Origin of the sequence: Kaistella sp. 97-N-M2, from assembly GCF_021513235.1 — a bacterium.
Lineage (GTDB): Bacteria > Bacteroidota > Bacteroidia > Flavobacteriales > Weeksellaceae > Kaistella.
In genome coordinates this window covers 2,033,712-2,048,802 of record NZ_CP090976.1, presented here as the reverse complement: position 1 = coordinate 2,048,802, position 15,091 = coordinate 2,033,712, and the positions used below count along the sequence as shown (strand labels likewise).

The window sequence follows — 15,091 nt, the reverse complement described above, 5'->3', positions numbered from 1 at the left end:
AAATTATCTTTTTGTTCTACCTTTTCCGGTGGATTTGGCGTCCTGGGAAACCCTGAAACCGACCCAACCATAAGCTTTTCCTTCGTCACGGAATCTTCTTTGTCCCGGATCCAGCCAGTAAGCGCCATCTAACCAGGAACCTCCTTTAATAACACGTACTTCATTCGAAATTCGGGTTGTTCTGGAAATCGGGTCTTTTTGTAAAACCACTCTTCCTCTTTCGTCCACTATAAAGCGTTTTTTCTCGGAATTGTACATGTTGTAACCTGCAGTAGTGCTGTCTTCAGCCCTACCATAACCCGCATCCAGCGAAGACTGGAAGTCACCGTCTCTAAAGTTTCTGTTGTCGGCAACTGTTTCACGTTCGTATTGTCCCGGTAGACCTTTATATACTAATCTTCCATCGGAAAGCGTGTCGTATTTCGCGGCGTCAATTTTCTTATAAGTTCCGTCAGCATTTTTCACTACTTCCTGTGGCATATTTCCCCGGTAATAATTGAAATCACTTCCTTCTTCGTCAATAATCGGTCTGTAAACATCGGCAGTCCATTCGGCTACGTTTCCAAACATTCCGTAAATCCCTAAATTATTGGACGGATATTGTTTAACATCCGCAGTGGTCGGCGAACCGTCATTTTTCCACCCCGCAACACCGGAGTAATCACCACTTCCTTGTTTGAAGTTGGCAAGATACATCCCACGGTCCCGTCCTTTGGTGCCTTTCAACTGTTGAATTTGGGGCTGTTTATTGGTGTAAAGATTATATTCTCGTTCTTTCTGCATTCCCAAGGCGGCAAATTCCCATTCTACTTCTGTTGGAAGTCGGAATTTTTCGACAACACCAGCTGCGGCGTTTCGGTTTGCTGCCACAATTCTTTGGTTTGATGTTTTAATCCCGGATTTTTGTTTAAGTCTTTCGGTATTTACATAGGCTTCCATTTCCGGATCATTAGCCTTGAATTTATCTAAGTTAAAGGAATTTGAACCTTGATTATTGGCATCATTGGTATAGAAATCTTTAGAAATAACGCCCTGCTCCATTAAGGCTTTCTCGTTCGCGCGGTCTGTTAACCAATCGCAATATCTGGAAGCCTGTAACCAAGAAACGCCTACTACAGGATAGTAATCGTATTCTGGGCGGCGGAAATAAGTTTCGGCAAAATCGTTTCTGGAAAGTTTATTGTTCCAAACTAAAGTATCGGGAAGGGCTCCTTTATAAATTTCTTTAAAGCTGGGATCGGAGGGCGGGAAAACGAACTTCAGCCATGTAACGTATTCTCTGTACTCGTAATTGGTAATTTCGGTTTCACCTATAAAGAAAGAACTCACCTGCATTCTTCTCGGTGTATTGTTCCAGTCGTGCATTACATCATCTTTCACCGCGCCCATGGTAAAGGTTCCTCCTTCAACATATACCATGCCCGGCCATCCCTTTTGTTTCTGCTGTTTTCCGGTAAAAAACCATCCTTTCTGATCATTTGGCTTCCATCCGGTTTTACTGGTGAAACGCTTGGTACCACCTCCTTTCTTACTACCACTGCCACCGCCGCAGCTCATTAGTAAAATAGTGGAACTCAGCATTATTATCGAAAACAACTTAATTTTGTTCATAGTCTATCAAGAATTTATCAAAGCACAAAGAAAAAAGAAATAATCTAATAAATCAAATTATAATATTGATTTTTTTGGAAAACGTTAACAATTAAATTTTATTGCACCATATTATTATTTATTATTTTTCGTTTAATTTGTAACCGTGAAATTACACCACAAATGAAACGCATCTTAACCCTTGTCCTCATCAGTTTATTTTCTACCTGCATTTCTTCGCAAACCATTAACATCCAATGGGAAGGCAGCAAAATTATTGATTTTGGAAACTATAAAACAACCGTCCCTTCCTTTAAAAACGACGGTTTTGCTTTTGAAGACGGATCGGTTTACTTTCGGAACACCGCAAAAAATTCGGGGACCACTCAACAAATATCAAACGTGGTTTGGGAAAGAGTTACTAACAAAGAAATTTTTGATGTTGATGCCTCCAGCATTCCCACGGAGGAAAAATCCGAGATCAGCTATTATACGAATCCTTACACGCAGGAAAAGACGACCAATATAAGGGTGTCTGCATTAAAATTTGAAAAGCAGAACATTTACAGATTGGTCTCTTTCACCATCATGAGCGCGGGAAAATCTCCGGTTTCAACGCCCATCAACGGAAAGGTCGGAAGCACGGAAAATCCCTTGAAATCAGGTACTTTTTATAAAATTAAAGTCGACAAAAGCGGCGTTTTTAAAGTTACTGCCAAATTCTTACGCGATAACGGCATTAATCCTTCGAACGTGAACCCGAAAAACTTCAGAATTTATGGCAATGGCGGCTTAATGTTACCCGAGCACAACTTAGATACGAGGTATTCTGCGCTTCAGGAGGATGCCATTCAGTTGGTGGGCGAAGACGACGGTGTTTGGAATGACGATGACTACGCTTTATTTTATGCACAGGGGCCGAACGGCTACAATCTATATAATACTGGAGGCGTAAACGGAAGCGGTAACAGAAGAATTGAGACACGAACAGAAAGATCTGCTAATTTCATCAATATATATGATGATTTTGCGTACTACTTCATCAACTTTGATGTCGGTCCGGGCAAAAGAATTCAGGAGAGTGATGAAGCAGCGAATGGTACGATCATCAATCGGTACGACGAATATCAGTTTATAAATGAAGAGAAATTCAATCTAATGAAGATTGGCAGAATTTGGACGGGCGACTCCTTTTCCGATTCGAAATCAGTTTCTTTCACTACAAAATCTCCAATTCAACCAACAGACGTAATTCGGTACCGGTCACGGGTGGTCGCTTACCAATCCAATGGAAACAAGGTCACCATTAATCTGAACAATGCCAATCCCATAACGACTTCAATCCCTTCCGATAATAAAAAGGAATATGTACCGGTAAGTTATCCCGCCAATAATAACAATAATACCGTTACGAACCTACAGGGCAATACACTGACTTTCAACTACGTGCCCATCACAAGTGGTAACCCGAACGGCAAATTTTATTTCGACTATGCCGAAGTTCAATATAAAGAGGATTTAAAGTTCAATAACGGCCAAATGAATTTCCGCAGTTACGGAATCGCGGAAGGAAGCGGAAACACGTACACCTTTAGCATGTCCGATGCCACCGCAGTGGAGCAGATTTGGGAAGTTTCGGATGTCACCAATGCTACCAGAAAAGTAAACAAATCAGGCTCAAGCTCAGTATTTGCGTTTGGGTATACGGCCAACAACAATACTTTTGTTAACGAATTTGTAGCCTTTAAAAGCAGTGAAGCCTTTGCCCCGACATTCGTGGGAAAAATTGAAAATCAGGATTTATCCGGCCTCCAAAATATTGACTATTTGATGATCACCGTTCCGCAGATGATGGGAAATGCACAGCGACTCGCCAACTTCTATAAGGACAAGTACAATGTTGCGGTTGTAGATGTAAATAAAATCTATAATGAGTTCAGCAGCGGCGGTAAAGATATTACCGCAATCCGGGATTTTGCGACCAGGCTTAACACGCCCAAGGGAAAGCTCAAATATGTTTTCATCCTTGGCGATACATCTTATGATTATAAAGGTAAAAATAATCCCGGGTCCGACATTATTCCCTCCTTTGAAAGTGAAGAAAGCGGCGACTACTCCACTTCCTTCGTGAGCGATGATTATTTTGTGATGACCGCACCACAGGCAGCAAGTGCCATCAGTCTTTCACAGACTCTTCCCGATCTGCCCATTGGCAGACTGCCTGCGGCGAATGTTTCCGAGGCAAAACTTCTTATCGATAAAGCGCTGGCCTACAATAATGCACTTCCCGGCCAATCCTCTCCTTTTGGAGAATGGCGCATGAAACTGGATTTTGTGGTTGATGATGATGCCGATAATGTATCTTTCTCTAATGGTGTCCGTGTAGGTTTTCCTTTCCACGAAACAATGAACCAGGCCATCGCGACCTCTTTTGAAATTGGAACAGAGAGGAACGAGTACAATGTTCGAAAGCTTTACCTCGATGCTTTTACCGCACAAACTTCCGCGGGGGGCCAACGTTACCCACAGGTGAACCAGGCCATCGCCAATGATGTTGGGAACAGTTTGTATTTATTTTATTTCGGGCACGGCGGTATTAACGGCTGGGCGCAGGAGCGTGTTTTAACCATCGATGAAATTCAGAATTTTAATAATTTTAATAACGTCTATTCCCGCTTTCCTCTCATTTCTACCATTACGTGCGAATTTACCCTGTGGGACGATCCTGCAACGTTTTCCGCCGGCGAACAGGTTATAAAATCGAAGCAGGGCGGTGCTGCGATGATGCTGACGTCCAGCCGGGCAATCGGGGTGGGCTACGGCGAAGATTTTACCAAAATTTTTACGCGCCACGTTTTTGATTTGGTTGACGACGACTTCATCAACTTTGGCGATGCATTTTTGAAAGCTAAAGCAGAAAAAGGTCCGTTTGCCGACCATTTAAAGGTGAACTTATTGGGAGATCCCGCGACTAAACTGAGCCGACCAAGAAGAAATCTTGTCGTCGATAATGTGGTGTCGCCTGTGCCCGGTCAGTTGCGTGCACTGGATTTTGTAGAAGTTAAAGGGCACATCAACAAGTCCGACGGTACTCTTGACGAAAATTTCAACGGAAGAGTTGCCGTTAATATTTTTGACAAACGCCTCACCAAGAAAACCCTGAATAACGATAACGAGCCCAAATTAAATCCCGTGCTTACTTATACCGAAGAAAACGGACCTATCGTAAAATCTTCCGGACAAGCCGTGAATGGGGTTTTCAACGTTGAATTTTATGTTCCAAAAGATATCAACTACGAAATAGGTGACGGCCGTATACTGGTTTATGCCGATAACAAAGTGACAGATGTTTTCAACAATCAACTTCAAAAAGTGGGCGGCATCAACCCCGATGGCATCAACGACAACACGCCACCGACCGTAAAGCTGTACATGAATAACACCAATTTTGCCGATGGCGGCATCACCGATCAAAACCCTTTGCTTTTGGCCTGTGTAACCGATGATAAGGGAATTAACTCCACAGGTTCCGGTATCGGCCATGATATTACGGTTGTTTTGGACGGTAAAATTATCGATACCACGGTTTTGAACGACTTTTACTTCTCGGGCGACGGCAACGGATGTTCAAGTGCAGGTTTAAAAGATTATCAGAAAGGAAACGTCAATTATCCCTTCCGTAACTTAGCACCGGGCGCTCACCAGCTTACCTTTAAAGTTTGGGACATCAACAATAATTCGACAACAGAAACGTTAAACTTTGTAGTTAAGGACGAAAGTGATCAAAATTTAATCGTTAATAAATTGTTAAATTGGCCCAATCCTTTTACCAATAAGACTTACGTTCAGTTTGAACATAATTGCGACGATACTTTAGACGTGAATGTTCAAATTTACACCATCACCGGGAAACTGGTAAAAACGATCAGCACAATGGTGACCGCTGAACCCTTCTTCCAGGGATTCAGAACACCAAGAACGGCAATTGAATGGGATGGAAAAGATGATTTTGGCGACGCAGTGGGCAAAGGGACCTATATTTTTAAAATATTCGCAAGAAGCCAAAATCAGGACAAGTGCAAAGGAAGCGCAACAGCAGTAGAAAAAATGGTACTATTAAAATAAAAAATAACGATAAAAAATTTACTTTATGACATTGACGAAAAAACTATTTTTAGGATTAGGATTAGGAATAAGTATGGCCGCTTATTCACAAATTCAGCCCGTTCTTACCGGTGCTCCTTTTCTAAGAATTTCCCCCGATGCCCGAGCCGGAGGAATGGGAGATCAAGGGGTCGCCACCACTACAGACGCTTTTTCTCAGTTCTGGAATGCCGCTAAATATCCCTTCAGCAAAACAACTTCGGCAATTGGAGTTAATTACACGCCATACATGGGTAAATTAACAAATGACGTGTTTTTGCTTTACGGTGCTTACCACCAATTTTTGGGCGACGAAGAAAGGGCTACCATCTCCGCAAGTATCTATTATTTCAATATGGGAGCGGTGGATCTTACCGACTATGTGGGCAATGAAGTGGTACAGTTAGGAACTGCCAAACCCAATGAATTTTCCATCGATGTTGCCTACGGTTTAAAACTTACAGATACCTATTCCATGGCGGTTACAGGTAGATTTATCCGTTCAGATTTATCCGGTGGATTTAACTCCGACAACACTTTGCAGGCTGCGAACTCTTTTGCAGTTGATGTTTCAGGATATTTCATGTCTCCAAAACACACCAGCATCAACGATTTTGAAGGACGCGCGCGAGGTGGTTTTGCCATTCAGAATTTAGGACCGAGACTCGATTATACCGGCGATGATGAATCCAGATCTTATCTTCCGACCATGGCGAGATTAGGTGCAGGTTACGATTTGTTTATCGATGATTTAAACCGTGTAGGATTAAATTTCGAAGCGTCCAAAATTTTGGTTCCGGGTCCCGATAATACGGGGAATGTTCCGAATGTTGGCGTTCTGGAAGGAATCGGAAAATCATTCAGCAATAAAAAAAGTACCATGTTAAGTGGCGCCGTTGAATACGAATACGATAATGCGTTTGCTTTAAGAGGAGGTTATTTCCACGAAAGTGAAGAGCAGGGAGCCAGACAATACGCAACGGTAGGTGTCGGTTTAAAATACCAGTCTTTCGGGTTGGATATGTCTTATCTGATTAACACCTCCAAAGTAAATAGCGCCCTTGATAACACCTTGAGATTTGGTTTAACCTGGAATATTGGCGAAGAATCTTCCAACGCACAGGATTATTAAGAATTTCTTATTTAAAATATCACAAAGTCTCAAGAAATTGAGACTTTTTTAATGCAAAATTTCTCTTAAATTTACGGAATGAACTACGCCACAGAACTTAAAAAATTTGCCACCAGCCAGTACATCTATTCTGCAGTGCGAATTACCCTGGCAATCGTAGTTCCGAGCATCATTTTAGCTCATTTTGGTTTGTTGAAGGAATATTTTCTTTTTCCCCTCGCGACAAGTTTTGTTGGGCTGACGGATCAGCCGGGCCCGTTTATACGTCGCCGAAACTCCCTGATTTTAGCCATAATTTGTTTCTTTTCCGTTGCGGTGATCGCAAGTTTTCTGAAAGATTATCCGCCTTTGGTGTATGTAGAAATCATTTTCTTTGGTCTTTTTTTCTCCATGATGGGCGTTTACGGTCAGCGGTTAGCTGCAGTTGGTTCGCTCTCGCTCGTGGTTATGGCTATTTTTATCGACGGTCATTTAACCGGGACGAATATAATTAAAAGTTCCCTTATTTTCTTGGCAGGATCCGTCGGTTATCTGCTCGTCTTTCTTGTCGTTTCAAAGATTCAGCCGTACAAATTGGCGGGGCAAATGATTGGAGAAAATTATTTAATGCTTGCGGATTATTTGACCATTAAGTCTAAATTCTATTTAAATAATCCAGATTTTACCGAATTGTACTCGCAGATTATCGCCGAACAGATTAAAATTAAAAATCTACAGGAAGAAACGCGCGAAACCGTTTTTAAAACCCGGAAAATCGTCAACGAATCCACCACCACAAGCCGTTTATTGATGTTGATGTTTCTAAACTCCATCGATCTGCACGAAAAACTAATGACGTCGGACAGTGACTACAAAAAAATTCAGGAAAGTTTCAGCGAAACAGGCTTTTTAAAATCGATCAGCGAATATCTCGAAAAGATCGCGGACGAACTCAGCAATATTGGAATTGCCCTGCAAAGTGGCTCCAAAGCAAAACCGCTGCGAAATATCGATGTAGCACTACAAAAATTATTTGAAGAATATTTCGATTTGCGGACCAAAAACCTAACGCCCGAAAATCTGGAAAACTTCATGGTTATGAGATTAATCCTGGTGCGGATAACTGATATCACGGACGAGATCAGAACTATTTACAAAGTTTTTGTTCAGGATCAAAAGCTTGCGAAAAGTCTGTCAACGGGCTTAGATCTGGAAAAATTTCTACCGAGTACTCAAAAACTAAACATCAAAGTTTATTGGAGTAACTTTTCTCTGGAATCTTCGCAGTTCCGGCATTCCATACGGATTGTTCTTGCGCTGCTTATCGGTTATTTATTCTCTAAATTCGATTTCATCGGCATTGGGCATGCGTACTGGATTTTAATTACCGTGCTTGCCATTATGCGGCCCGCCTACTCCACTACCAAACACCGAAACCTCCTGCGGCTTTACGGCACGGTTGCGGGTGCGGTGATCGCCTATATTTTTCTGTTCGGGATTACTAGCCCAGCGGTCCTTTTCGCAATATTGTTGCTGAGTATGATTTTGTGTTTCAGTTTTTTAAAGGCGAATTACTTTTGGGCAGTTTTATTTATGACAATCTATATCTTCCTGACTTTTAATTTTTTGAAGCCGGGGAACGTGAATTTAATTTTTAAAGACCGAATTTTAGATACCGTTATCGGCGGAATTGTGGCGTTCGGCGTTTCTTATTTTATTTTACCGGTTTGGGAACATACTCAGAACCTGGAGTTGATGAAAAAAGCCGCGAAAAGCAACCTGGAATATTTCAAAGCTGTGATGGATTTTTTTAAGAATCACAACAGAATTTTAGAGGAATACAAACTCAAACGAAAAAATGCAGTTATCAATTTGGCAAACCTTTCCGACAATTTTCAACGCATGATCTCCGACCCGAAAAATCAGCAGAAAAAAATGGAACACATTCACCAGTTTGTGAATACTTCGCATCTGATTACCGCATATATCGCCTCATTCTCCCAATATTCGAGATCTGCTGCCGATTATCCCGAAATTGATTTTAAAAGCTGGAACCGCAAAATTTTTGCGGAATTAACGAGAACGAGTTTAATTTTGGACCAGAAAGAATTTAACCAACAAATAGCGGACGAAAGCGCCCTGCATCCGGAAGATTCTGTAGAAAAACTCCTAGAGATCCGCAGAAACGAGCTTGTGGAAAACGAAATATCAAACCGGCGCGATCCGAACAGGGTTACGCATTTAACGGAATTGATGAATCTTCAGGAAATTTTGGAATTGATTTACGATGCGGCCAAAGAACAGCGAAAAGTGGTCGAAAAATTAGCACCCGAAATTCAGTCGACAATCGTGATGCAGTAATTTTCAAAAAAGGCTACTCGGGCGCTGAATAAATCTGAAACTTTTTCATCGTGAACCCTGCATTTAATATCGAAGGGAAAATCCAAACGAAAAGGCTTAACCTCATAATGTTTTTTCAGCGACCAGTAATTCGAGTGATGAATTTTATAGAGACTTTCCTTCAGCGACCAAATAATCGTTAGATAAGCAACTTCATGCTCTTTCTCAATAAAAGCACTTTCCTTTTCGTCTAAAAATTTATGTTGAATTCTTACAATTTTATCATTAAAAGGTTCTATATCTATACCAATTTTATTTTTTGAGATCGCCAGTGCCGCGTACGGAAACGAATGCGTTACCGAAATTTCGAAATCCTGCGGAGAAAGATACGGCTCCCTCTCTTTGTACAGAATTTGGTGATGGGGCAAAACAGATTTTAAAATTTTTCGGACCAAAAGCAATTCTTTCACTTTTGTGGGATGATAGTCTTTAATTTTGTCGAAGTTTTCTTTTTCCAGGAGTTTTGAAGGGTCAAGTTCTTCCTGCTCATCATATTTCCAAAGAAGAATAGTGGCGGTGTCATTAGAAAAATCTCTGTAAAGTGGCATCAAAAATTATTAAAGAGTAAAATTAAGCAATCTGCATATAATGAAGTAAATACTGAGACTAAATTTCTTTTCAAATTTAACTCAAAAAAAATCCTCATAGACCAGCTGCATAACACATATTTCCAAACGCAGATCAACTTAAAAAAGAGATTTTGTATATTTGCAAAAATTATTATTCATATAAATGGAAACAACTACACAATACGTTCCTTATAAAGTTAAGGATATTTCTCTGGCAGAATGGGGAAGAAAAGAAATTACTTTAGCAGAAGCAGAAATGCCGGGTTTAATATCGATTCGGGAAGAATACGGTCCGTCTCAACCTTTGAAAGGAGCGAGAATTGCGGGTTGTCTTCACATGACGATTCAGACTGCCGTTCTCATTGAAACTTTGGTGGCTTTGGGTGCCGATGTTACGTGGTCTTCCTGTAATATTTTCTCTACACAAGACCATGCCGCAGCAGCAATTGCAGCTGCAGGAATTCCTGTCTACGCGTGGAAAGGAATGAATGAAGATGAATTTGAATGGTGTATTGAACAGACTGTATTTTTTGGCGAAGACAGAAAACCGTTGAACCTCATCCTGGATGATGGTGGCGATTTAACCAATCTCGTTTTCGATAAATATCCGGAATTGACTAAAGACATTAAGGGTCTTTCGGAAGAAACGACGACAGGCGTTCACCGTCTCTATGAAAGAATGGCAAACGGAACCTTGGTAATGCCGGCAATCAATGTAAATGATTCGGTAACAAAATCAAAATTCGACAACAAATATGGTTGTAGAGAGTCTGCAGTAGATGCAGTGCGTCGGGCAACAGATCTAATGTTGGCCGGTAAAAGAGTTGTAGTTTGTGGCTACGGTGATGTAGGTAAAGGAACTGCAGCTTCTTTCAAAGGAGCCGGATCTATTGTAACGGTAACCGAAATCGACCCGATTTGTGCATTGCAGGCCGCAATGGACGGTTTTGAAGTTAAAAAATTAAGTACGGTAGTGGAAAATGCAGATATTATTATTACCACAACCGGAAACTTCAATATCGTTAAAGGTGAAGATTTCAAAAGAATGAAAGATAAAGCTGTTGTCTGTAACATAGGTCACTTCGATAATGAACTCGATATGGCGTGGTTAAACGAAAATTACGGCGCTACCAAATATGAGGTGAAACCGCAGGTTGACGTTTATAATATCGATGGAAAAGAAATCATCATTTTGGCAGAAGGCCGTTTGGTAAATTTAGGTTGTGCAACAGGACACCCAAGTTTTGTAATGAGTAATTCATTTACCAACCAAACGCTTGCGCAGATTGAATTGTGGACGAATTCCGCAGCTTACGGAAATGAAGTTTATATGTTGCCAAAACATTTAGATGAAAAAGTAGCTTATTTGCACCTTGCAAAGTTAGGGGTAGAATTAGAAACTTTATCAGAAGAACAAGCTAAATATATTGGTGTTGAAGTTCAAGGACCTTACAAACCGGAATATTACAGATATTAAGATTTTCAATTATTATTGAATGAATTATATAAACGCTCTGAAAATTTCAGAGCGTTTTTTGTTGATTGGATTAAGCATTGAAACAAAAGAACATTTCAGTTCTCAACTTTCTGTCGGGGCATTGCTTCAATCTTGCACGACCTGAGCTGAAGATGTATATCGCCTACTTTAAAGACTTTCCTTCGCAGGGAAAATAAAAGTGACGGCATTTTTTCAGTGCGGTTTCGCGAGTTGAATTTGTCGTCAAATGTCGCGTTACAACTGCTCTCTTTTTGAAGAAAGTTTACCTGGAGCGCGACAGAAACTGATCTCCTCTTTTTCAGAAAAAAAAATGCAACTTCCTCAAAATAAGGCAGAAATAAGGCTGCAGGAAATCGGATGAAATTCGAGAAAGGTGAAAACACCCTTAAAAAAAGGTGTTAATACCCTTGGTGCGAGGTCATTAATAAAACTAAATTTGACCAACACAAAACACGACATGATGAAAAAAAATCTATTCCTAGGATTCCTAGTGTCTTTTGGTATATCCTATGCTCAGGTAGGAATTGGTAATAATGTTACCACCTTCGACAACTCGGAAATATTAAAGATAGTTTCTTCCAACAAAGGCGTCTTGCTACCCAATATATCGATCCCTGACCTGAATAATGCCGCACCTGTAACAAATCCGGCAAATTCACTGATCGCTTATAACACCAACATTACCACAGGGAAAGGTTTTTATTATTGGCTGAATAATAAATGGAACCCTTTTCTAAATACAAGTAATATTTACAAATACCTCCGTATCCTTCGTGCAGAAACAACCGTTTCTACAGGCGGCGTTAACGATGCGTCACCCATTACCGGAGTCTCGTATAATTTAGGTGAAGCACCCTCGGCGCATGACTGGCAGTTAATCCCAGGACTTTCCAAGCAGATCAACGTTTTTTCTCCCGTCAATACAGTTTCTATCACAGGCAGTGGTGTGGCACAGGTAAACTCTACATCCTCAGATAACACTTTTATGTCGTACTCCATTGGTTTATTTGTAGATTCAAAATTAGCGGGGGTGCGTAACTTTATCATCACGGGGAATGATCCATGTTTATACAACGACTTCAATGTGTTTTTCAATGTGAAAAATATTACAACGGGCACCAATCATTTGATCGAACTGCGGGAAACATTACGTGTTACCGAAGTTGGAACGCAAAGCATCACTTTTGGCGCAAAACATTCGGCGTGCTCCAACTTAAGTCCTTTAATGGACAAATCGCTCATGAACATCCAAATTTCAGAACAATAAAAGACATAACCGATGAAAAATTTTTATATCTTCTTCCTGTTTCTACTCACTCTTTCACTCCCCGCACAGGTGGGAATTAACACACGAACGCCGGATCCTTCGGCTGCGCTGGACATTTTTTCCGCAGGAAAGGGAACAACCTTTCCAATCGTGTCGCTTTTAAGCAAAACCGACGTTACCACGATTCCTAATCCGAAAGAATCCATGATTGTGTACAATACTAACAGTACAATTCTCGGCCGTACCGGCTACTATTTTTGGGACGGCGCGAAATGGGATTATTTTTTCAGCGACATCAACCAGACCAATTTGCTGAATCAGGTGCAGTATTATTCCGGCTCCTCAAGTACGCCTTTAACTTTTACGCGTGCTGCCGGACAATTTCTAGGCTACAGTCCGCACGCTGCCGGAGAAGCTTTAGACCCTGCGCAATGGACCGTTATCCCTGCGCTCACAAAAACCGTAACCGTAGATCGCCCACTGAATGACGTTTTAATGAGTACTACCGGTATGTTTCAGGCCAATAACAGCTCCAGTGCGAATACAAGTGGCATCAGCACCAGCATTGGATTTTTTGTTGATGATAAATTAGTGGATGTTAAGCCACTTTTTCTGGACTTTCAGGTTCCCTGTTCTTATCGCCAATATCTGATTTATGGCAATACAAAAAACCTAACAAAAGGATCTCACGTTGTAAAATTCGCCATTCGGAACATTTCCTCGCCCAACATCTCCGGCCTTACGGTAACTTATGGTGGACCGAACAGCGCTTGCTCCCCGGCAACGCTCTCCGCTTTTGAAGCCGCCATAAGTGGAACTGTATTTATTAACCAACCTTATGTATTTTAATATGAAAACCAAAACATATTCTCTATTAGTGCTGTTATTATTTTTGAGTTTGCCGAAAGCTCAACTCCTAATTACAGCGAATGGTTCGCCAACCACCGTCCCGGATGCGAGTGCGGTACTTCAGGTGGTAGATGATAAACGTGGTGTATTATTCCCGCGGGTTCCCTTGCTAAGTGATACGGATGCTGTAACAGTTCCGACGCCTGTTCAGGGTTTAATGGTGTTTAATACCAATACAAACAAATTAAACTTTTGGGAAGCCGGAAAATGGAACAGAAACTTCGGAGTAGCAGATGGAACAGCGATCATTAAAATTACCGAAAACTTTTCCGGTGCTTCCACGGCAAGCACGGCTAATACCGTTTTTCCGGCGACGATGCCTTTGTTTGCATTAAACGATTCTACAACCGGATGGACGAGTTTAGGAGCTTCAACAACAATTACTATTTCAAAAACCACAAATACCAATTACATCATTACCGAAGGGATGGTACAAATTAATAATGATTCCGGTACGGACCAGGAATTCCAGTTTGCGATCGGTGTTTTTGTAAATGGCCAGTTGAAGATCGCCAGGAAATTTAGCGAAGTTGGTAAAAATTACGTCTGTAACTGGAAAAAATTTAACCTTGCCGGCGTATTTGATGATTTACCCATAGGAAATTATACGGTAAGCGTATATGGCAGAAATTTGCCCAAGCTTACTTCGGGCTACAGTTCTGTAACCTATGGCGGAAATACGTCGAACTGCAGCAATATTAATAACGATATGGCGCGAATATTTGTTACGGCACAGGTTACTCAATAAAAAAATAGCTCAATATAAACACAAATGATTTTTTTCTCCTCAAGCTTTTTAGCTTGAGGAGTTTTTATTTAAAGTTATTTTGATAGATAAAACTCTTAAATTTCAACTTTAAAAGTTTAATCGTAAATTTGAGAGGATAAGATATATGTTCACTCCTAAGCCAAACAGTTTCTTTAATTTTAGCGCTAATAAAATCATTATGAAAAAAATATTTTCGCTTTTCCTGCTTCTTGTGGTTAGCTATTCGGCTCTGGCCCAAGAGCGCCCCGTGTTCTGGGACGACATCCAAAACTTCAAAAAAAGCGATGCAGATCATCCGCCTCCAAAATCTGCTACACTTTTAATTGGCAGTTCCTCTTTTACAAAATGGACCGACGTTGGAACGTATTTTCCGAATAAAACATTTATCAACCGGGGCTTTGGAGGTTCGACTTTAAAGGATTTGAATTTTTATTCAGATGATCTTCTAAAACCTTATTCGCCAAAGCAGATTATTATTTATTGTGGCGAAAATGATTTCGCCGAAGATCAGAATGTAGCGCCAAAAGAAGTTTTTAACCGTTTTAAAAAATTCTATGCGGCGATACGAAAGTATTATCCAAAGATCCCGGTGGATTATATTTCAATAAAATTTTCTCCAAGTCGTAAGAACCTTTGGCCAAAAATGGCAGCGACCAATCAACTGATCGAAAATTTTATGAAGCGAAAGCCAAACGCCGACTACATCGACATTACCAAAAGTATGGAAACTCCCGACGGCAAAATTCGAAAAGATCTGTTTTTGGAAGATATGCTTCACATGAAACCCGAAGGTTACGAACTGTGGAAAAAAGAAATGGAACCCTACCTAAAATAA

10 protein-coding genes are annotated in these 15,091 nt (G+C 40.8%); 8 read left to right on the top strand and 2 right to left on the bottom strand.

Features of this window, described 5'->3' with window-relative positions; translation table 11 throughout:
* Nucleotides 1–3 precede the first annotated feature (3 nt).
* On the bottom strand, nt 4–1,611 hold the full coding sequence (gene gldJ / locus L0B70_RS09570) for a gliding motility lipoprotein GldJ (RefSeq protein ID WP_235141578.1): 1,608 nt from the start codon (nt 1,609–1,611) through the stop codon (nt 4–6).
* Nucleotides 1,612–1,773: 162 nt separating this feature from the next.
* Here gldJ and porU point away from each other — a divergent pair, with 162 nt between their 5' ends.
* The 3 genes from porU (at nt 1,774) to L0B70_RS09555 (ending at nt 9,205) form a co-directional block, all read left to right on the top strand.
* Entirely contained in the window at nt 1,774–5,715 is a 3,942-nt protein-coding gene (porU, locus tag L0B70_RS09565) for a type IX secretion system sortase PorU (protein ID WP_235141577.1), read from the top strand.
* Nucleotides 5,716–5,740: 25 nt separating this feature from the next.
* Nucleotides 5,741–6,865, top strand: coding sequence for a type IX secretion system outer membrane channel protein PorV (porV, locus tag L0B70_RS09560; protein WP_235141576.1), 1,125 nt, complete (start codon nt 5,741–5,743; stop codon nt 6,863–6,865).
* Between the two features lie 78 nt (nt 6,866–6,943).
* Complete coding sequence (locus tag L0B70_RS09555; protein ID WP_235141575.1) at nt 6,944–9,205, top strand: FUSC family membrane protein; 2,262 nt, start codon at nt 6,944–6,946, stop codon at nt 9,203–9,205.
* Here the strand turns inward: L0B70_RS09555 and L0B70_RS09550 are convergent.
* Entirely contained in the window at nt 9,181–9,792 is a 612-nt protein-coding gene (locus L0B70_RS09550; protein WP_235141574.1) for a 4'-phosphopantetheinyl transferase superfamily protein, read from the bottom strand. The two genes, L0B70_RS09555 and L0B70_RS09550, sit on opposite strands and share 25 nt — an antisense overlap.
* Before the next feature lie 184 nt (nt 9,793–9,976).
* Here L0B70_RS09550 and ahcY point away from each other — a divergent pair, with 184 nt between their 5' ends.
* The 5 genes from ahcY (at nt 9,977) to L0B70_RS09525 (ending at nt 15,091) form a co-directional block, all read left to right on the top strand.
* On the top strand, nt 9,977–11,290 hold the full coding sequence (gene ahcY, locus L0B70_RS09545; RefSeq protein WP_235141573.1) for an adenosylhomocysteinase: 1,314 nt from the start codon (nt 9,977–9,979) through the stop codon (nt 11,288–11,290).
* A 457-nt stretch (nt 11,291–11,747) separates the two neighbouring features.
* On the top strand, nt 11,748–12,578 hold the full coding sequence (locus tag L0B70_RS09540; protein WP_235141572.1) for a hypothetical protein: 831 nt from the start codon (nt 11,748–11,750) through the stop codon (nt 12,576–12,578).
* Between the two features lie 12 nt (nt 12,579–12,590).
* The gene (locus L0B70_RS09535; protein ID WP_235141571.1) at nt 12,591–13,427 is read left to right on the top strand and encodes a hypothetical protein; all 837 of its coding nucleotides are present in this window, start codon (nt 12,591–12,593) and stop codon (nt 13,425–13,427) included.
* Nucleotide 13,428: 1 nt separating this feature from the next.
* On the top strand, nt 13,429–14,235 hold the full coding sequence (locus L0B70_RS09530; RefSeq protein WP_235141570.1) for a hypothetical protein: 807 nt from the start codon (nt 13,429–13,431) through the stop codon (nt 14,233–14,235).
* Nucleotides 14,236–14,434: 199 nt separating this feature from the next.
* Entirely contained in the window at nt 14,435–15,091 is a 657-nt protein-coding gene (locus L0B70_RS09525; protein ID WP_235141569.1) for a GDSL-type esterase/lipase family protein, read from the top strand.